The 19960-nt window shown below is 66.2% G+C and carries 16 protein-coding genes; 12 read left to right on the forward strand and 4 right to left on the reverse strand.

Going from position 1 to position 19960, the window contains the following annotated elements; translation table 11 throughout:
* Window positions 1–92 precede the first annotated feature (92 nt).
* The 6 genes from LRH25_RS08190 (at window position 93) to LRH25_RS08215 (ending at window position 7753) form a co-directional block, all read left to right on the forward strand.
* A complete protein-coding gene (locus tag LRH25_RS08190; protein ID WP_141288081.1) occupies window positions 93–1001 on the forward strand; it encodes an MBL fold metallo-hydrolase in 909 nt (302 codons plus the stop codon).
* A gap of 5 nt (window positions 1002–1006) precedes the next feature.
* A complete protein-coding gene (locus LRH25_RS08195) occupies window positions 1007–1696 on the forward strand; it encodes a DsbA family protein (protein WP_231010811.1) in 690 nt (229 codons plus the stop codon).
* Window positions 1697–1709: 13 nt separating this feature from the next.
* Window positions 1710–2102 carry a nuclear transport factor 2 family protein gene (locus LRH25_RS08200; RefSeq protein WP_141287793.1) on the forward strand — a complete coding sequence of 131 codons (393 nt, stop codon included), beginning with the start codon at window positions 1710–1712 and terminating at the stop codon, window positions 2100–2102.
* Between the two features lie 651 nt (window positions 2103–2753).
* Window positions 2754–4139 carry a leucine-rich repeat domain-containing protein gene (locus tag LRH25_RS08205; protein ID WP_231010813.1) on the forward strand — a complete coding sequence of 462 codons (1386 nt, stop codon included), beginning with the start codon at window positions 2754–2756 and terminating at the stop codon, window positions 4137–4139.
* 271 nt (window positions 4140–4410) lie between these two features.
* Window positions 4411–5352 (forward strand): PIN domain-containing protein, encoded by a 942-nt coding sequence (locus tag LRH25_RS08210; protein ID WP_141287796.1) that lies wholly within the window; start codon window positions 4411–4413, stop codon window positions 5350–5352.
* Entirely contained in the window at window positions 5342–7753 is a 2412-nt protein-coding gene (locus tag LRH25_RS08215; RefSeq protein WP_141287797.1) for a hypothetical protein, read from the forward strand. Before LRH25_RS08210 ends, LRH25_RS08215 begins: the two co-directional genes overlap by 11 nt.
* Window positions 7754–8120: 367 nt before the next feature.
* Here the strand turns inward: LRH25_RS08215 and LRH25_RS08220 are convergent, their stop codons facing one another.
* Complete coding sequence (locus LRH25_RS08220; protein ID WP_141287798.1) at window positions 8121–10436, reverse strand: ATP-dependent DNA helicase; 2316 nt, start codon at window positions 10434–10436, stop codon at window positions 8121–8123.
* A 4-nt stretch (window positions 10437–10440) separates the two neighbouring features.
* The gene (locus tag LRH25_RS08225; protein WP_231011121.1) at window positions 10441–11247 is read right to left on the reverse strand and encodes a hypothetical protein; all 807 of its coding nucleotides are present in this window, start codon (window positions 11245–11247) and stop codon (window positions 10441–10443) included.
* A 260-nt stretch (window positions 11248–11507) separates the two neighbouring features.
* Between LRH25_RS08225 and LRH25_RS08230 the strand changes: the two genes are divergently transcribed.
* The 6 genes from LRH25_RS08230 (at window position 11508) to LRH25_RS08255 (ending at window position 18573) form a co-directional block, all read left to right on the forward strand.
* Window positions 11508–13409, forward strand: coding sequence for a sigma-54-dependent Fis family transcriptional regulator (locus LRH25_RS08230; protein ID WP_231010815.1), 1902 nt, complete (start codon window positions 11508–11510; stop codon window positions 13407–13409).
* Window positions 13410–13557: 148 nt separating this feature from the next.
* On the forward strand, window positions 13558–15375 hold the full coding sequence (locus LRH25_RS08235; protein ID WP_141287147.1) for an NAD(P)/FAD-dependent oxidoreductase: 1818 nt from the start codon (window positions 13558–13560) through the stop codon (window positions 15373–15375).
* Window positions 15376–15651: 276 nt separating this feature from the next.
* Window positions 15652–15867 (forward strand): hypothetical protein, encoded by a 216-nt coding sequence (locus tag LRH25_RS08240; protein WP_141287149.1) that lies wholly within the window; start codon window positions 15652–15654, stop codon window positions 15865–15867.
* Between the two features lie 117 nt (window positions 15868–15984).
* On the forward strand, window positions 15985–16329 hold the full coding sequence (locus LRH25_RS08245; protein ID WP_141287151.1) for a hypothetical protein: 345 nt from the start codon (window positions 15985–15987) through the stop codon (window positions 16327–16329).
* Between the two features lie 158 nt (window positions 16330–16487).
* Complete coding sequence (locus LRH25_RS08250) at window positions 16488–17807, forward strand: MFS transporter (RefSeq protein WP_141287153.1); 1320 nt, start codon at window positions 16488–16490, stop codon at window positions 17805–17807.
* A 70-nt stretch (window positions 17808–17877) separates the two neighbouring features.
* A complete protein-coding gene (locus LRH25_RS08255; protein WP_231010816.1) occupies window positions 17878–18573 on the forward strand; it encodes a substrate-binding domain-containing protein in 696 nt (231 codons plus the stop codon).
* Between the two features lie 103 nt (window positions 18574–18676).
* Here the strand turns inward: LRH25_RS08255 and LRH25_RS08260 are convergent, their stop codons facing one another.
* Both LRH25_RS08260 and LRH25_RS08265 read right to left on the reverse strand, forming a co-directional pair.
* Window positions 18677–19495, reverse strand: a complete 819-nt coding sequence (locus tag LRH25_RS08260) for an alpha/beta fold hydrolase (RefSeq protein ID WP_141287155.1) — start codon at window positions 19493–19495, stop codon at window positions 18677–18679.
* 32 nt (window positions 19496–19527) lie between these two features.
* Window positions 19528–19803, reverse strand: a complete 276-nt coding sequence (locus LRH25_RS08265; protein ID WP_141287157.1) for a DUF4242 domain-containing protein — start codon at window positions 19801–19803, stop codon at window positions 19528–19530.
* Window positions 19804–19960: the final 157 nt, after the last annotated feature.

Consider the following 19960-nt stretch of genomic DNA (forward strand, 5'->3'; position numbering starts at 1 on the left):
AACAAACAATCAATTGATATGGGCTTTATCAACCATATCGCAAAAAACTAAAGTCCATTCCGTTCCTTGCTTCCACCCACGGAGATCCCACCATGTTCCAGCCCCGCAGCCTTTCCCGCGGACTCACCCGTTTCTTCCTGCCCGCCTTGACCCTGGGTGTCGTTGCCGCCGCAGCCACAGGTGCCGCTGCTCAAACTGCCGCGCCGCTGACCGTGAAGGTCTACAACGCCGATGGCAACAGCTTCAACGTCAACGCCGTGGTGGTCAGCGGCAAGACCGAGGCGATGGTGATCGACAGCGGCTTCACCCGCGCCGACGCGTTGCGCGTGGCCGCCAATGTGCTGGACAGCGGCAAGACGCTCAAGACAATCTTCATCAGCAACGCCGACCCGGATTTCTACTTCGGCGCCGAAGTGCTGAAGGCCTATTTTCCGCAGGCCCAGGTGCTGACCACCCCGGCCGTGCGCGACAAGATCCAGGCCAAGCTGGCCGGCAAGCTGGCCTTCTGGTCGCCCAAGATGGGTGCCAACGCGCCGCAGAAACCCATCGTGCCTGAGCTGCTGCAAGGCACGACCTTGAGCGTCGACGGTGAGACCCTCGAAGTGCGCGGCACCACGGGCGAGCTGGCGCATCGGCCTTATGTGTGGATTCCGTCCATCAAGACCGTTGCCGGCAACATCGCCATCTTCGGCAATCTGCATGTGTGGACGGCCGACACGCAAAAGCCCAGCGAGCGCAAGGCCTGGCTCGCGCAACTGGACGAAATGGAGGCGCTGAAGCCCGCCACCGTCGTGCCCGGCCACATGGCCGCCGGTACCGCCCTGGACGCCAGCGCGATCCGCTACACCCGCGACTACCTGCTGCGCTTCGATGCGGAAGCCGCCAAGGCCAAGACCGCGGCCGAGCTGATCGAGGCCATGAAGAAGGCCTACCCGCAGGCCGGCATGGGCTTGGCGCTGGACATCGGCGCCAAGGTCAACAAGGGCGAGATGCAGTGGTGAGCCCCATGACCGCCATCCTGCATTACGTCTACGACCCGCTGTGCGGCTGGTGCTACGGCGCCGCGCCCCTGGTGAAAGCGGCCCGCGACGTCGTCGATGTGAAGGCACACGGTGGCGGCATGATGACCGGCGCGCGCCGCCAGGCCGTGACGCCGCAGCTGCGTGGCTTCGTGATGCCGCATGACGCCAGGATCGCGCAGTTGAGCGGCCAGCCCTTCGGCGACGCCTATGCCAACGGCCTGCTGCGCGATACCACGGCGGTGTTCGATTCCGAGCCACCCACCGCCGCCATCCTCGCCGCCGAGGCCCTGGCCGGCCGCGGGCTGGACCTGCTCGCCGCGCTGCAGGTGGCGCACTATGTCGAGGGTCGCCGCATTGCGGACCGCGCGGTGCTGATCGACGTGGCCGGTGCCATCGGCCTGCCGCCCGCCCCATTCGCCGACGCGCTGGACCGGCAAACCGGCGCCGCGGTGCAAGCCCATTTCGAAGCCACCCGCAGCCTGATGGCCCAGGTCGGCGCGCAAGGCTTCCCCAGCTTCGTGCTGGACATCGGCGGTGTGATGACCCGCGTGGACGCCTCGCGCCATCTGGGCCGGCCGCAGGAGTTCCAGGACTGGCTGCGCGAGCAGACGCCGCCAACCGCCATTTCCGCCGGCCACCGCTTCGCCTGCGACGCCGACGGCTGCGCCCTCTGACCCCGGAGCGTCCATGAGAACGAACCTGCAAATCGTTGCCGACCACTGTGCTGCTTCGGCCCGCCAGGACATCGCCGGCATGATGGCCGACGTGTCGCCCGACGTCGCCTGGACCGAGATGGCCGGCTTCCCCTGCGCCGGCACCTGGATCGGCCCCGACCAGATCGTCGCCCAGGTGTTCGCCGTGCTCGGCAGCGCGTGGGAGGGCTACCGCTTCGAGCTGGAGAAACTCATCGATGGCGGCGAGCAGGTGGTGGGCGTTGGCACCTATTCAGGTACCTACCGCAAGACCGGCAAGTCGATGCAGGCGCGCGCCACCCACGTGTGGCGCCTGGCCAGCGGCAAGATCGTCGGCTTCGAGCAGTTCACCGACACCTTGCTGGTCGCGCAGGCCATGCAGGACTGAGCGGCTTTTGCCATCAGGCAGGAAACAAACGCCTGGACCTTATTCTCTTGGCCCGAGAGGGACCTCCCTACGTGATGTAGCCAGGTCCCAACCGCCCCGCGGGCGCTGCCACTTCGTGTGCCAGCGCCCGTGCTTTTTGTGGGTTCCATCTTGCCGTCGTCGTTGGCGGCCTGCGTTCACGCGCTGATGCGTCGCCGCAGGGCGGCGCTGCTGCTTCGGAGGCAGCGCTCCCAGGTTCCGAGGTTGAGCGTTGCGCCTTGAAGGCCCGGCCAGGAAGCCTTCGGCTGGGCAAGCCATCGCAGTGGCTTGTCGGCGGTGATGTCGGGGAGGTGGGTAGTCAGTGTCTGCTTGAGGCTGATCTCGGTCGTTCGACTATGGCGCTGCCAGTGATTGCTGCTTCCAGAAGCGGTCGAACGACCTGTAGCAGTCTGGCTGACAGCTTCGCCAGCGGAGCCAGCCGTTGGGCCCGGCGTTCGCATCCGGACCGGTCGAGTGGTCCGCTGATGCGTCACGCGACCGTAGCAGATCGCTGCAGACCTGCCACCCGGCGCGAGGCGTTGGCTTCAGGCTGAACTGAGTTATTCGGGATGCGCCCCCCTTAATGGCCAGTAGCATGCGGCGAACAAGACCAGTTCAGGAGGCGTGCGGCCCATGGCAGTTTTTCTCACTGACGAGCGACGCGCTCGCAGCTTGGCCAAGGGGCCGGGCGTGATTGAAACCCAGCTGCGCATCCTGCGGGCGCACCGCCAGGCGGCGCAGCCGCAGTCCGTGCAATTTGGCTTCGCCACCAACGAGCAGCGCAATGCCGAGCAGATTGCGGCGGTGCTGAACCAGTTGGGGCACCACGTCGAAGCCAAGCCCGCCACGGGCCACCTCGCTCCCCGGAGCAGCCGCTACCTGGAGCACGAAACCTGGGTTGTTGGAGGCCGTTCGGCACCGCTGATCACGGAAGAGGCGGCGCTGTCCGAGTGGGTGGCGGCGATGCAGGCGCTGGGCGAGACGCATGACTGCGTGTTCAGCCACTGGCGCTGGCCGGCACCCGACCTGCTGGCACGCAATGACGACTATTGCCTGACGGTCGACCCGTTCGATGGGCACCTCGACCTCACGATGTTCCGCTGGACCGCAGCGACCGAGGCGGCCCTGGTCGAACATGCTGTCGACTGCGTCAGCCCCGGGCGCGGCGTCCCAAGCCTCAAGGCGCTGGCTCCGCATGCCCACCAGATCAAGAAGCTGCGGAGCCCGTCGGACGAAATCTCGCTTGCCGATCTCCCGCTGCTGAGTGAATTGGAGGAGATCTGGCTGCCCAGCGCGCCGCCGGTGCATGGCGACTACCGCCAACTTACCAAGCTGAAGACCTTCTCCTGCCTCGATGCCGAAACCCTGTCACCGCAACTACTGCAGAACCCGGGCCTGCAGCGCCTGCGGCTCTACCGGCCGCGAAAGCTCAAGAGCCTGAACTTGCTGGCAGCATGCAGCCAGCTCCAGTCCCTGCATTTGCGCGGTGCGCCCCTTGCCAATCTTGCCGGCATCGAAGCCTGGCGCCAGTTGAACACCTTGAGTCTGGTGAACTGTCGAAGCCTGAGCGACATCTCCGCCCTCCGTAGCTCGGATCGGCTGGAGGTGCTGGAGGTGTTCAAGTGCCCCAAGCTCACGATGCTGCAGGGGGTCGAAGGCCTGAGAGCGCTGCGCTGGGTCTTCATGCTCGACGTAGCAGGCCCGTTCGACTCCTTTGGCGCCCTCAGGCACTGGCCGCATCTGGAGAGCGCCGAACTGCTGCTGCCGGCAACCACGGTGGACTGGGCGGCGCTCGCCGGCCACCGCGAAGCGGCCCGGATCATGCTGGACACCCAACCCGGCTTCAAGCTGCCCGACGAAGCAGAGCTCCGTCGAATCTTCGCTGCACAGGGACGTCAGGTTCGCAGCCTGCAGTTGTACCCCAAGGGTGACTGCCCCGCGGTGGAAGTGACCTTCGAGTCGCCTTACTGGCACCTGCCACAGCCGCCCGCGGGCCACAACAGGACTGCTGTGAGCTAGCGTGCGGGGCCCAGTGCTGGCTTGTTGAGCCGAGGCCATGCGAACAAGGTGGAGCCGCCGATCGCCAACGGACGACTGCAGCAGGCTGAACTGGGTCATTCAAGGTCGAAGATCCGAGCGTCCGCTACCGCAAACACCGGTAGTTGAAGCACCTAAACTGCAACAGAAACAGAGCCTCAGATTGAACCGGTGAACTTTCAAGCAGCATCAGCCTGCGGCCCTCCTATCATTCCGGTCAGGACATTCACACGCGTTCTTGCCTGCGCTGCCCATGGACCTGTTCCACGTCTATTTCGACACCAACTATCTCCACGACACCCCGTTTGGACACCCGAATTTCGTCCGCATGCTTCGCCGGGCACAGCAGGGTGTGGCGAGACTGTATCTCCCGCAGATCGCGTTGGAGGAGCGCCGCACGCAGCTTCTCGACGATTTTGATCAGCACATCGGGGCGGCGGTGACCCGGCTGAACGAGTTGAGCAAGGGTCAACTGGGCATGTTGCTCGCCGGACTGCCGAAGGTAGAGCTCATCGTGCCCACGCGAGAAGATGCGGATCGTCAGTCAGTTATCGCGTTGGCCAAATACCTGGCTGAACACAAGATCGAGGTGCTTCCTCACACTGGCGAGCATGCAGAGAAGGCTTGGCAGCGCTATTTCGGTACGAAGCCCCCCTTCAACCCGCGGGAAAAGCGTGAGAACCGTCGCAAGGATCTGCCTGACGCTTGGATCTTGGAAGCTGTGCTGGCCAACACCGATAGGCCAGGTCGTCATTGCGTTGTGACCAAAGACAAGCGACTCGCCGCGACCCTCACCGACTCTGGTGTGGAGGTCTGGGACGACCTGGAAAAGCTCGATGTCGAGATCGACGTCAAAACCGCGGTAGTGCCGATTCGCGCTGCTGCGCCGGCAGTCCAGCCTGCCGTACCGCTAGATCAGCTGCGAAGCAAGGAGTTCGTGAACCTTGATCGCATCCTGCTCGGCGTCATTGAGACCTGGAAGACGCCTGGCAAGGAGGTCCTGCTCTCTCGCCTGGAAACTCTCGGCATCCGCAGGGCCGTTGTTGAAGTTGAAGCCAAGGCCCTAGAGGTATCAGGCGCGTTGACCGACACCGGCAGCCACTGGGTGCCGACGAACCGGGAAACGGCCAAATTGGCCTCGTTGGACGCAATCGTCCAAGAACTTCTGTTGAAGGCGCTTGACCATGGATTCTGATCTGCGCCGGGCCACCCTGGCCAAGTTGATCGACAACCCGTCGCCGGCGGTAGAGAAACGTCTCAGCGAGGAACTGCGCAGCGTAGAGAACGTGCTCGCGGGTGACGCAGAGTTTGATCGGCTTCAGGACGCGCTCAAGACCCTGGCGGTTCTGGCGCCCCGGTTCCACGGCGCCGTGGTGCCGATCGTTTCGGGCTTCGTCCGGTCAGTCGCCACGCGAGTACTTCTGCACGAGGGCCAGCCCATCGAGGAGCAGGAGTACCGCTACCGATCGGCGGGCCATCTGATCCGCGAGGCGATCGAAGTTCCGAACACGATCCGGTATGCCCACATTCCGGAAGTCGTGGACTTCCTGCTCGAGTTGTCGCGCTCAGCTGACGCCGAAGTTCGCCAGAAGGCCGAGGGCGCACTGGAGGACTTCGCAAAGTTCAACCTTCATCACTTCAATAGCCTTGGCGCACAGCCGCAACTGGAAATCGTGGCTCGGCTGGGTAGTCTGGACGACGACCAGTTGCGCGATAACGCCGCAGCGGTCCGCCGTGTGTTGAATACGGTGTTGTCGTCTGCGATGGAGGGGCAGACCTGGACATACAACACGTTGACCCTTTCCCGCGGTTCAGTGCCCAGCGAGGGCGGCGTTGCCGAGATGCGACTGTCGGCGATCGAGTTGTTGAAGCGCATGTATCCGCTGAAGGCGGATGTGGCGTACAGGAAGTCGATTCTCAACGCGCTCGGTTCTGCCACCCATAGAGAGCGCGTTTCCCAGAGCGCTGAGAGCAACCGAATGTTCGAGCGAGACGCTCGCGTGGTCCTGGAGTTCATGTGCGACCTCGTACCGACAGAACCTTTGCCCGTCGTCCAGACCATCGAGCATGACGCCTATTGGGACTTCCACCATGCTCCTTCTGCCGACGTGGAAGCCGCCGCTCTGAGAGTCCGTGATGCAGTGGCGGGGCACGCCCAGTATCAGATTTACAAGAAATTGGTCGGCTTCGACGGAATCTTCGGCGACTGGGAAAAGCTGCGCTCCCACGATGAGGAATGGGACCACTCGAACACCAAGCGTCAGGAGGCAGCTCGAGCGTACGTGCAGTCGATCAACGATGAGAATCAAGCCGAATGGCATGAGCGGATTCTCGAGTTCGCCAAGACGGAGTCGGACGATCTCGCGACCTTCCCGGTGTTCTACGACTTCCTGGAGTTGCTTGCCCAGCGCAAGCCTGATCTGGTGATGGCATTGATCGAGGGCCATGAGGCGCGTATGCGCCCGTTCCTCATCCCCATGCTCATCGGGCTGCATTCGAGCTCGCGCAAGGCGGATGTTGAAGCTTTGGAGCGACGCTGGATCGTTGCTGGAGAGCATCTGATCGCAATCGCCAAATCCATGTTCAAGGACAACGGTGATCGTGTGCAGACGCTTGCCGCCATCGTCCGTCGTGCCACAGAGATAGACGATCGAGACACGCTGGCCATGTCAATGGGCGTCGCCGCAAGTTTGTACGTCCATGGATCTGAGCCGGCCAAGCAGGTGTTCATGGACGGCTTGCGTGCACTGGCGCTGCATCATGACGCGCGTTGGGCCCGCCGCTACTGGTTCGGCAGCGACTTCAGGGCGCTGGCCGTGAAATTGGAACCTCACGAACGGGCCGAGGTGTTGAGCAGTCTCAGTTCTCTGCCTGAGCTGGACTACCAGACCGAGGAGGTGCTGCGTGCCATCGGTGAGCATGACATCGAATCCATCCTGAGCTTCTTGTCCAAGCGCCTCGAAGCCGAGACCCAAGAACGTGCTGACCGTCGTGCTCAGGGTCGCAGCGCGCTGGAGGACAAGTTCGAAGCCATCCCCTATAGCCTGCACGGTTTGCAGAAGCTCCTTTCGCAACATCCAAAAGAGCTCCTGACAATGGTGCGTGAAAGCTTCAAGGATGAAGAGGCTCGCGTGATGTTCCCGTATCGAGGTGGAGGCAGGCTGCTGAAGGGCGCCTTCCCGAACTTCGAGCATCAGCTTCAGGCACCGCTGCTCAGGTTCGTCGCGAGCGGGGATGAGCAGGACCTCGAGTTCGCGCTGGCAGTACTTCGTACCTACGGCGGGAACGCGCCCATCCTGGATGTCTGCAAGGCGATCGTGAGGGTTGTGCCTGAGAACTCGCGAGCGTGGCGAGAACTGGCTGCTGCTCTGGAGACAACGGGCGGCGTTTGGGGCGAATACGGCTTGGCGGAGGCGTATGAACGCAAGCGCGACGAGCTTGCCGCATGGCTGACAGATCCAGACGACAAGGTTCGCTCATTCGCGCTATGGCTGTCTGCACAACTGGACAGCTTGAGCGCCGCTGAGCGTCAGCGCGCTGATGAGGGCATCGCGCTCAGGAAGTATCAGTACGGCGAGGGCAATCTGGACGGTTGACGCATATGCGCCCACCCTATGGCGGTTGGGATGCCAGGCGACGCAGCGCCTGTTCGCAGGAGTGAGCACAACGCTCGCTTGGAGCGAGGGTGGTCGCGCCTGTGCGCCACCGCAAGCTACCAGCACAGCACCTAATTGTGCGCTCCTAGGTCATCACGTCCAGTGGCCGCTTTATGGCAGTCAACGTGAGTACGGCTGTCCCAGCGAAGGACAGCAATCGCTGCAATTCGGCCCTTGCCCGCGGTTTGCGGTCTATCGACTCTGGTGGCAGCTCAAGCTACTACGGATTGGGTAATTTGATCTCTAATTGCCCCAATAAATCGATGATTACCCCGTTGCGCTCCGGTTACGGTTTTGCAGGCTCGGCTCAAGCCTGCGACGCCGCTGCCCTCGACCACCACCCCGGCAACAAGGCCTGCACCTCGCGCCGCGCAAACCGGTCGTCAATCAAATGCACCACGCCCTGGTCCTCCGGCGTGCGGATCACGCGGCCTGCGGCTTGCACGACCTTTTGCAGGCCGGGGTAGAGGTAGGCGTAGTCGTAGCCGGCGCCGAACAGGGTTTGCAGGCGGTGGCGGAATTGTTCGTTCACCGGGTTGACCTGGGGCAGGCCGAGGGTGGCGACGAAGGCGCCGATGAGGCGGCGGCCGGGGAGGTCGATGCCTTCCGAGAATGAACCACCCAGCACGGCGAAGCCGATGCCTTGGCCGGCTTCGGTGAAACGGGCGAGGAAATCGTGTTGCGCGGCTTCGCTCATCTGGCGGGTTTGCTGCCACTGCGGCAATTCCGGCTGCTGTGCGGCCAGCAGTTCGGCCACCTGCTGCAGGTAGTCGTAGCTGCTGAAGAAGGCCAGGTAGTTGCCGGGGCGCTCAGCATATTGCCTGGCGATGAGCGAGGCGATGGGCTGCAGCGAGGACTGGCGGTGTGGGTAGCGGGTGGAGATGTGGCGGGCGACCTGCACCTGCAGCTGCGCGGCTTCGAACGGGGCTTCGACGTCGATGAAGCGGTGGTCTTCCGGCAGGCCAAGCAGGTCGCCGTAGTAACGGGCGGGCTGCAGCGTGGCGGAGAAGAGGGTGCTGCAGTGCGCGGCGGCAAAGCGCGGGGCCAGGAAGGGGGCGGGCAGCAGGTTGCGCAGGCACAGCAGGCTGGCGGGGCCGCCACGCGGTGCCGCTGCCCCGCGCTGCCGGGTCAGGTCGAACAGCGAATGGCTGTCCATGCTTTCGGCCAAGCGGGTGAAGTGCAGGGCTTCGAAGTAGAAGGCCTGCAGCGCGGCGTCGGACTCGGCGGCGTGTTCGGCGAAGTGATCGTTCAGCACGCTGGTGGCCTGCTGCAATGCGTCCAGCAGCGGCTGGGGTGGCGTGGCCAGGCAGCGGTAGTCCTCGGCTTCGGGCGTGTCCAGCGCGGCCCAGCAGCGGCGCAGCTTGTCCAGCACGCGCTTCAGCGGCGCGCGGGCCTTGGTGGCGGGTGAGCGCCGGGCCTGGGCCAGCGTGAGTGGCTGCAGCTCGGCGGTGTACATCTTGCGGCCACGTTCGACCAGGTTGTGCGCCTCGTCCACCAGCAGCGCCACGCGCCACTGGTTGGCCTGTGTGAGGTGGTGCAGCAGCGCGCTGCTGTCGAAGTAGTAGTTGTAGTCGCCCACCACCACGTCCACCCAGCGCGCCAGCTCCTGGCTCAGGTAGTAGGGGCAGACGGCGTGCTGCTGCGCGACGCTGCGCACGCGGGCCTGGTCCAGCAGGCCGGCTTCGGCGACGGCTGCTGTGCGCGCCGCGGGAAGCCGGTCGTAGAAGCCCTTGGCCAACGGGCAGGCTTCGCCGTGGCAGGCCTGGCCGGGGTGTTCGCAGACCTTGTCGCGGGCGACAAGCTCCAGCACGCGCAGAGGTGGTGATTCAGGCACCTCTTTGGTTGGCGACAGCGCACGCAGCGCCTGCAGCGCGAGCGCGCGCCCGGAGGTCTTGGCGGACAGGAAAAACACCTTGTCCAGCTGCTGCGTGGGCGCTGCCTTCAGCAGCGGGAACAGCGTGCCCAGCGTTTTGCCGATGCCGGTGGGTGCCTGTGCCAGCAGGCAGCCGCTGGCGGCTGCCGTCTGGTAGACGGCCTTGGCCAGGGGGCGCTGGCCGCGCCGGAACTCGCCGAACGGGAAGCTGAGGCTTTGCAGCGCAGCGTCCCGCGCGGCGCGGTGCGCCAGCTGGGCTTGCGCCCACAGCAGGAAGCGCTGGCAGTGCAGTTCGAAGTGCTGGCGCAGCTCGGCGGCGCTGCAGCGCTGCAGCAGCACGGTTTCCTGCTGGCTGCCAATGTGCAGGTAGACGAGGGCAAGCTCCAGCTCGGCCAGGCCTTGCTGCGCGCACAGCAGCCAGCCGTAGACCTTGAGCTGCGCCCAGTGCAGCTGCCGGTGCGAGTCAGGCTGCAGTTCGAGCCGGGTCTTGTGGGTCTTGATCTCTTCGAGGCGCTGGCGGCGGGCATCGAAGCCATCGGCCCGGCCGCGCACTTGCAGCGTCACGCCGGCTTGCTCGTACTGGCCGCTCAGGCTGACTTCGGCCTCGTAGCCTTCGCCGCGCCGGCCGGCCACCAGCGCGTGGCCGGCAATGCCTTCGGCCGCGGTGGGTGCCGGCGTGAAGCGCAGGTCCAGGTCGCCTTGCTTGGCCGTGAATTCACACAGCTCGCGCACGGCGACGGTGTAGATCATGGGGTCACGGCTGCAGGCCCGCCGCGGGTGGGTCGCCGGCTTCGCCCAGCGTGGCCTGCGGCGCCTCGAGTTCGTCGGCCCGCAGCGGCGTGGCCTTGGCCAGGGCCAGCCAGACCGGGAAGGGCAGCGTGCAGCCCATGTGGCGGGCCGGGCGCAGCAGCTCGAAGCGGCCTTCCTTCAGGCTGCCGTGCAGCACCCAGACGCCGAATTCGCTGGGGATCTCGTTGGGCTTGGCCACGCCCGCCGGGAACACGTAGTAGCACTCGCAGCACAGCCACTGGTAGGCCTGGCGCTTGGCCTCGTGGCGCAGGTCGGACAGCAGGTCGGCACGGCTGAACTTGATCTCGTGCACCATCGGCTGCAGGTAGGCCTCGACCGAGGTGTTGCGCACCGAAAAAAGGTCGGGCCTGGCCATGCGCCAGGTGTTCTTCGCGGCCTTCTGCTGCGCTTCTTCGTCGGCCCACAGCGGCAGCGGCTCGGCGGCCAGCAGGGGGGCGGGCGCGTCGCCGGTGCCCAGGGCCGCCGCGGCAGGCGGCGGGGTTTCGATCTGGGCCCGCAGCGACAGCTCTCGCCAGACCACGCGGCCGGATGCCAGCAGGTGCTCGGCGAACTTCTGGGCCAGCCGGTCATGGCCGCTGAGCGCGCGGGTGTTCTGCTGGCGCGACTCGGCCAGCAACTGGATGCCGGCGTCGGTCAGCCGCAGCGCCTCGCGGCCATCGGCATTCACCTGCAGCACCAGCAGGCCGGCGGCCAGCAGGTCGATCTCTATGCCGTCCTTGCAGGGCCAGCCGGCCGAGCGCCAGACCTGCATCAGCCGCGTGCGGTGCACGCGGGTCAGTGAAGGCGGCGGGGGGACTGGGGCCGAAGTAGGCGGGAGGGTCATTGGCGTCGAGGGAGCCAGCAGGCTCGGCGAAGGCGGCAGCAGGGCCGCGGCGGCAATGGACAGGTCCGACATGGACACTGATTATAAATACAGTATTCCACGCTTCGCGAGCACTGCTTGGGCCGTCCCGGTCCGGAAGGTGGAAACCCCGCGTTGACAGCATCGCGGGCCGGGGCGATGGTCCCCCCATGCACTCTGCCCAACGCGAGCACATTGCCACCGTGATGCAGGTGGCCGACCTGGGGGTGCAGGCGCAGGCTGCGCTGCGCCACGAACAGGTCATCCGCGACTCCTGGCACCGCTGCGTGCACGAGCACCAGCTGGACCCGACGCGCATGCAGGAAGCGGTGATCCTGCCGCAGGGCCAGTTGCGCGAGCACCAGGACCAGATGGAGGCCTTCATCCACATCGCCCGGCGCGGGCTGGAGACGCTGTACCAGCAGGTCGCAGGCCTGGGTTATGTGGTGCTGCTGACGGACGCGCGCGGCGTGACGGTGGACTTCATCGGCGACCTGCAGATGGAGCCGGGCCTGCGCAAGGCCGGGCTGTACCTGGGTGCGGACTGGAGCGAGCAGCATGCCGGCACCTGCGGCGTGGGCACCTGCATCAGCACCGGCGAGGCGCTCACGGTGCACCTGGACGACCACTTCGACGCGACCCACATTCCGCTGACCTGCACCACCAGCCCGGTCTATGACGCGCGCGGCGAGCTGGCGGCGGTGCTGGACATCAGCGCGCTCAGCGCCGCCGGCCCCAAAGGCAGCCAGGGCCTGGCGCTGCAACTGGTGAAGCTGTACGCGCAGCAGATCGAGAGCGCGGCCTTCCTGCAGCGGCACCGGCAAGACTGGGTGCTGCGCCTGTCGGCCGCGCCGCAGTTCGTGGACGTGAACCCCGAGTACCTGCTGGCGCTGGACAGCGCCGGCCGCGTGGTGGGTCACAACCGGCGCGCGCAGCAGGCGCTGCAGGGCACGCGGCCGTTGGTCGGCCAGATGTTCGATGCGCTGTTCGAGGTCCGCTTCGAGCAGATTGGCCGCTTCGTGATGGCCCAGCCCTCGGACCAGCGCGCGGTGATGCGCAGCGGTGGCCGCGAGCTGCTGTTCCTGTCGGCCACGCCGCCACCGCCCAGGCCGGCGGCACCGCGCGGCCAGCCCGAGCGGCCGGTGCCGGCACCGCTGGCGGCGCTCTCCGCTGGCGACCCGGCTTTGGACCGGCAGATCGAGCGCGCCGCGAAGCTGGTGAACTCGCCGGTGAACCTGCTGATCACTGGCGAGACCGGCTCGGGCAAGGAGTATTTCGCCAAGGCTGTGCATGCCAGTGGCGAGCGCCGCACGCGACCCTTCGTGGCGGTGAACTGCGCGGCCATCCCGGAGAGCCTGATCGAGAGCGAGTTGTTCGGCCACCTGCCGGGCAGCTTCAGCGGCGCGGCGCCCAGGGGCAAGCGCGGGCTGATCCCCGAGGCCGATGGCGGCACGCTGTTCCTCGATGAGATTGGCGACATGCCGCTGCCCTTGCAGGCACGGCTGCTGCGCGTGCTGTCCGAGCGCGAGGTGCTGCCGGTGGGCGCCACGCGGCCAGTGCCTGTGAACATCCGCGTGATTGCCGCCACGCATGCACCGCTGGAAACGCTGGTGCGCGCTGGCCGCTTCCGCGACGACCTCTACTACCGCCTCAACGGTGCCCACATCGCCTTGCCGCCACTGCGCGAACGCAGCGATTTGCCGGCGCTGCTGACGCGCTTCCTGCACGGCCGCACGCTGCTGCCCGAGGTGCGCGCGCGCCTGCTGGCCTACGCCTGGCCGGGCAACCTGCGAGAGCTGAAGAACGTGCTGGACTGCGCCGCCAGCGTGGCCGGTGATGGGCCGATTTCGCTGCAGGACCTGCCGGAGCTGGCGAGCGTGGCGCACGTGCCGCTGCGCCCCGTCGAAGCGCATTTGCCAAACCAAGGCGACGACGCGCTGCTGCAGGAATTGCGCGCCGCGCAGTGGAACGTCAGCCTGGCCGCGCGGCGCCTGGGTGTCGCCCGCATGACGCTGTACCGCCGCATGAAACGCGCGGGCATCGTCGCGCCGAATCACCAAGGCTCAGAGTGACAGGTGTCACATCACCCGAGTGTGACAGCTGCCCCGCTGTGACACCCCAGTCGCACGCCCATTTCCTTGCTTGACAAGGACTTGCGCGCGCCCCCGCGCCGGCACGGCTCTTGAGTAACTCCTGTCCGATCGGCCCATCCCGAGGCCGATGACACAGGAGACAACTTTGACGACAGACACCCAACCGACCGCCACCGCGCAGCGCTGGCTTGCCGACTTCGGCACAGCGCTGGGGGCAGGCCACATCGACGCCGCCGTGGCGCTGTTCCAGCCCGAGGGCTACTGGCGCGACCTGGTGGCCTTCACCTGGAACATCCGAACCCAGGAAGGCGCGGGCGCGATCCGCGAGATGCTGCAGGCCCGGCTGGCCGACACGGCGCCGTCGAACTTCGCCATCGACGGCGAAGCCACCGAGGCCGACGGCGTGACCGAAGCCTGGTTCAGCTTCGAGACGAAGGTGGCGCGCGGCCGCGGCCACCTGCGGTTGAAGGAGGGCAAGGCCTGGACGCTGCTGACCACCATGGTCGAGCTGAAGGGCTTCGAGGAGAAGAAGGGCACGCGCCGCATCAAGGGCGCCGAGCACGGCGTGCACCCGGGCCGCAAGAGCTGGCTGGAGCGGCGCCAGGAGGAACAGGCGCGGCTGGGCTACGAGGATCAGCCGTATGTGGTGATCATTGGCGGCGGGCAGGGCGGCATCATCCTGGCCGCGCGGCTGCGGCGCCTGGGCGTGCCAACCATCGTGGTCGAGAAAAACGAGAAGCCGGGCGACAGCTGGCGCAAGCGCTACAAGAGCCTGTGCCTGCACGACCCGGTCTGGTACGACCACCTGCCTTACCTGCCCTTCCCGGACGACTGGCCAGTGTTCGCGCCCAAGGACAAGGTGGGCGACTGGCTGGAGATGTACGCCAAGGTGATGGAGCTGAACTACTGGGGCAGCACCGAGGCGAAAAAGGCCAGCTTCGACGAGGCCACGGGCGAGTGGACCGTGCTGGTCAACCGCGCGGGGCAGGACGTGACGCTGCGGCCCAAGCAGCTCGTCTTCGCGCTGGGCGTCTCGGGCTATGCCAACGTGCCCAAGTTGCCTGGCGCCGATGGCTTCCAGGGTGAGCAGCACCACAGCAGCCGGCACCCCGGCCCCGAGGCCTACCGGGGCAAGAAGGTGGTGGTGCTGGGCAGCAACAACAGCGCGCACGACATCTGCGCCGCGATGGTGGAGCAGGGCGTGGACGTGACCATGGTCCAGCGCAGCAGCACGCACATCGCCCCGTCGGACTCGCTGATGGAGCTGGCGCTGGGCGGGCTGTACAGCGAGCAGGCGGTGAAGAATGGCATTGACCACCACACCGGTGACCTGATCTTCGCCAGCGTGCCCTACCAGATCATGCACACCTTCCACATCCCCGTGTACGAGGAGATGAAGCGGCGCAATGCCGATCTCTACGGGCGGCTGGAACAGGCCGGCTTCATGCTGGACTTCGGCGACGACGGCTCGGGCCTGTTCATGAAGTACCTGCGTCGTGGCTCGGGCTACTACATCGACGTGGGCGCCAGCGAGCTGGTGGCCAACGGCAGCGTGAAGCTGAAGAGCCGCACGACCATCGAGCACATCAACGCCAGGAGCGTCACATTGACCGACGGCACCGAGCTGCCGGCCGACCTGATCGTCTACGCCACCGGCTACGGTTCGATGAACCAGTTCCTGGCCGACCTGGTGTCGCCCGAGGTGGCCAACAAGGTGGGCAAGGTCTGGGGCCTGGGCAGCGGCACCACCAAGGACCCGGGCCCCTGGGAAGGCGAGCTGCGCAACATGTGGAAACCCACGCAGCAGCCCAACCTGTGGATCCACGGCGGCAACCTGCACCAGAGCCGGCACTATTCGCAGTTCCTGTCGCTGCAGCTGAAGGCCCGTTACGAGAGACTGGACACCCCCGTCCACGGGCTGGCGCGGGTGCACCACCTGCGCTGAATCCAAACAGCGCACGTGCCGTTTCATGACGGCCGCAGCGCCGTGCCAGCCTCAAATCAATCGGGCTGGCACGGCGTTCTTCATTGGACCGAATGGGGCTGGGCCCGGGCATGCTTCGGGCTGTCTGCTTCGAGCTGTGGCCCTCGCAATCAGCGCGCACCTACAAGGTCGCCGCGCATCGACTGACGCTGCTGCAATCTCCGAGATCAGATGCTGGCTCCAGCCGCATCGCCGAGTTCCTCGGCGTCTTTCATCTCCCTCACTGTTTGGTTCCTCATGATTGCTTTGCAAGCCTCTATGCCTTCGGAAATGTGGAAGCTGCGCTTCCTGGCGAGCTGGCGCGAGCTGGCCGATGGCATCGCCCACGACCCGTTGGCAGACCACCAGATCGACTCGCTGCACCTGCGCTTTGGTGCGTCCTCGCCGGACAGCGCCGCCAGCCGGCTGTATTTCGAAGCCAGCCAGCAGCGCCGGATCGCCGAACTGTCGTGAAAGGCCTGACAGCCTGCGCGTGGCCACCGATTCAGGCGGCTTGGCAGGCCTGTCGCGGCACTTTCTCAAGGTCTGGGAAAATCGCGGATTCCTTCCCAACGAAAGACCCCGCACAAGATGGCTTTGGTTCAAACAAGAAACCTCACCGGCCTGGCCCTTGAGTACGCCCTTGGTGTTCACCTCTCGTACCCGGTTGGCTACCAGTTCGACACAAAAGGCTTCAGCCTCTACATCGAAGATGAACGCGGCCAGCGCCAGCCCTGGGCTGCCAGCAAGGACAGGCAGATCCGGGCGCTCTGCAAGGAAGTCACCGCCTACCACCTCGCCGGAGAGTGGAACGCCAAGCACGCACACAGCGACCTGAAGGTCGAAGGCGCCCGCGATCAGCAGACCGCGGAACTGCGTTGCGTTCTGCTGGCCGTCGGCGTGCAGTCTTTCGATACACCCCGCGAGCTGCTGTAGCCGCTGCGATAACGCGCCGTTATTGCGGTCTCCTCCCAGGCATCTTCTGTCGCCACACCCCGTTGCCTAGACTCCGCGCCGGCTTGCCGAAGGTCGGCAGCGCGGACAACAAGGTGGCCCGTCCAGCAGTTTCGGGCCGCCCATTGATGGAGACGGGTGTGGCGACTTTGCGCAGTGTGGATGTCAGGCAGTTCATCAACGAACGGCCGATGTCCAGGTACCAATGGCTGATCCTGGCCTTGTGTTTCCTGGTCGTGGCGGTGGACGGGGTGGACGTTGCCATCATGGGCTTCATCGCCCCGGCGGTGCTGAAGGAATGGAGCCTCTCGAAGGCTGCGTTTGGTGTGGTCATGAGTGCAGCGCCGTTTGGCCTGGTGCTGGGCGCGCTGGTCGCGGGGCCCACGTCCGACAAGCTGGGCCGCAAGACGGTGCTCGCCGCCTCGGTCGCGGTCTTCGGCCTGTTCACGCTGTGGACGGCCGCGGCCAGCAGCGTGACCGAGATGGCGGTGCTGCGGCTGTTGACCGGCGTGGGACTGGGCGCGGCCATGCCCAATGCCTCCACGCTGCTCAGCGAATACGTGCCAGAGCGTTCGCGCTCGCTGCTGGTCACGCTGATGTTCACCGGCTTCAACCTCGGCTCTGCCGTGGTGGGCTTCATGGCCGCTGCGGTGCTGCCTTCGCACGGCTGGCGCGCGGTGCTGCAACTGGGCGGCGTGATGCCGCTGGTACTGCTGCCCTTGCTGCTGCTGTTCCTGCCCGAATCGTGCCGCTTCATGGCCGTGCGAGGCATTCGCCGCGACAGGATCGCCAAGGTGCTGGGCAAGGTCAGCGGCCAGCGTTTCGGTGAGGACGTGAGTTTTGTCTCGACCGAGTCCGTCAGCGCCATCAAGGCCCCCGTCTCGCAGCTGTTTGCCAAGGGCTACCGGCTGATGACGCCGGGCCTGTGGGTGACCTATTTCATGGGCCTGATGGTCATCTACCTGCTGACCGGCTGGCTGCCCACGCTGTTCAAGGAGTCCGGCCTGGACATGGCCGACGCCGCGCGCATCACCGCGATGTTCCAGATCGGCGGCACGGTGGGCGCCATCGTCGTCGGCTGGTTCATGGACCGCCGCAAACCCACCGCGGTGATCAGCCTGGCCTACCTGGCCGGTGCGATCAGCATCGTGGCGCTGGGGCTGACCGGCGGCGTGGGCGGCAGCCTGGCGCTGATCGTCACCCTCGTCGGCTTCTGCATGAGCGGCGCACAGACCGGACTGAACGCCTACGCCCCGTCCTGCTACCCGACGGCGGCGCGCGCCACGGGGGTGAGCTGGATGCTGGGCATGGGCCGTTTCGGCAGCATCCTGGGCTCGCTGGTGGGCGGCGTGCTGCTGGGGCTGAACTGGCAGTTCGGCGCCATCGTGATGCTGCTGGCCATTCCCGCGGCGCTGGCCGCCGTGGCGGTGCTGGGCAGCCGGCAGCGCGGGCTGGTGTAGCCTGTCGGGCTGCAAACGAAACCCGCCCGACGGCGCGCCGAGCCCCGGCAAGCGGGGCACTGGAGCCCGAATGAACTGCATTTCCTCGATGGCCACGCGGCAACTGCTGGCCGAACTGGTGGCCGACTTTGCCAGGCAGGGCGGTGCCGCCGTCCAGGTCGAATCGGTGGGTGGCGTGGACGCTGCCAAGCGCGTGCGCGCCGGCGAGGCGTTTGACCTGGTCGTGCTGGCCTCGGACGTGATCGACAAGCTGGTCGCCGAGGGCCACCTGCTGGCCGGCAGCCGGGTCGACCTGGTGCGCTCGGAAGTGGCCATCGCCGTGCAGGCGGGCGCGAGCAAGCCGGCCGTGGACAGCGAAGCTGCGTTGAAGGCCGCGGTGCTGGCGGCGCCCAGCATCAGCTATTCGACCGGCCCCAGCGGCACCGCGCTGCTGCAGTTGTTCGAGCGCTGGGGCATCACCGAGCAGCTGCAGGGCCGGCTGGTGCAGGCGCCTGCCGGCGTGCCGGTGGGCTCGCTGGTGGCGCGCGGCGAAGTGGCGCTGGGTTTCCAGCAGCTGAGCGAGCTGATCCACCTGTCCGGCATCGAGATCCTCGGCCTGATGCCGGCCCCGGTGCAGGTCGTCACCGTGTTCTCCGGTGGCGTGGGCGCCAAGGCCGCCGATCCCGCCGCAGCCCGCGAGGCGCTGCGCTTCATGGGCAGCGATGCCACAGCCGAGGCCAAGCAGCGCCAGGGCATGGCACCGGCCCATCGCATCACTCCGCCTTGATCCCCAACTTCTGAAACTGCGATGGATGCAGCGCCCCATCCCACCGCACGACCTCGTTGAAGCTTTTTCGCGGTGTGCATGTTCGCGCAGCCTGTCTTGAACGCTAATTTGCCTGAGAGATCGATCTGGCTGCTGTCAGGATCGTGTTGACGACCACCTCTGGCTTGGCTTGCGGCACGTCGTGCCCCGAATGGGTCTTCACGATGGTGGCCTGGGCCCGCTGTGCCATGAAGATCTGCGCCTTGGTCGGGATGGCGTTGTCCTCCAGGGCCACGATCTCCCACTTCGGGATCGAAGCTGGCGGGTTGACGGTGGCCGCATCCGACAAGGCCGACGCCTGGATGGGGCGCTGCACGGCGGCAGCGATGCCGATGGCGCGCGGGGACAGACCGCCTGCGTAGACCTGGCCGAAGGTGGCGGGATTGACGTAGATGTCGGTCCCGGTCGGCTCGGTGCGGGTGACGAGGTTGCTGTCGGCCAGCAGCGAGCCGGGGTACATGTAGGTCAGCGTCGCAGGCGTTTCGCCCTGCATCGGGATGTAGGCGGCCACGTAGACCAGCGCACTGACGGCAGGCACTTCTGCGGCCGCCTGGCTGATGAGGAAGCCCGCGTAGGAGTGCCCGACCAGGACGATGGAGCCCTGGATGGTCTGGAGAACGCTGGCCAGGTAGGCGGCGTCCGATCCAACGTCCCGCAACGGATTGGCCACCGCGATGACCGGATAGCCCTCCTTCTGCAGGGCAGCAATCTCGTGGCGCCAGCTCGATGAGTCGGCGAAGGCGCCATGTACCAGCACGATGGTCGGCTTGGGCGCCGATGACTGGATCACCGTGGGGGCGGCCTGCGCGGCAGGTGCGCCAGCCCCGGCCAGGATGCCTGTCGCCAGCACGGATGCCACGAGGGCTCGAATGCGCAATGTCATTGGTAAATCTCTTTCGTTGATTGAGCCGACCATCAGCCGATGCCCGTGCCGGGTTCGATCACGCTCGCCACTTCGGTGATGCGCGTGATCGGGAAACCGGCCAGGCGGGCGTGCTCGTGCAGCGTGGCCTCGCAATCGGCCTTGAACACGCAGAAGGTCTTGTCGGCGACGACAAACGACTGCTCCCACTGGGCCTTGCCGGCCAGGGCTTCGGTGGCAGCGTTGCCGGCCCGGGCCGTGCCTTTGAGTTGCTCGCTGTTCAGGGTGCCCACACCGGGCAGGTCGCGTTCGATCAGGTAGCGCTTCATGGAAGCTTTCGAGGGAAGTGAATGAGGTGCCGATGATGGGCAACGCCGCGCGGCCTGGGTAGACGGCATTCGGGACAAATGCCGGGGGCATTCGGGCTGCGCAGCGCGCATGTCGGGTTCACCCCCGATGCTTGTCCGGATCGCCTCTTCAGCCTGG

The sequence above is a fragment of the Ideonella azotifigens genome (assembly GCF_021043325.1).
In the GTDB taxonomy this organism is placed as follows: domain Bacteria; phylum Pseudomonadota; class Gammaproteobacteria; order Burkholderiales; family Burkholderiaceae_C; genus Ideonella; species Ideonella azotifigens.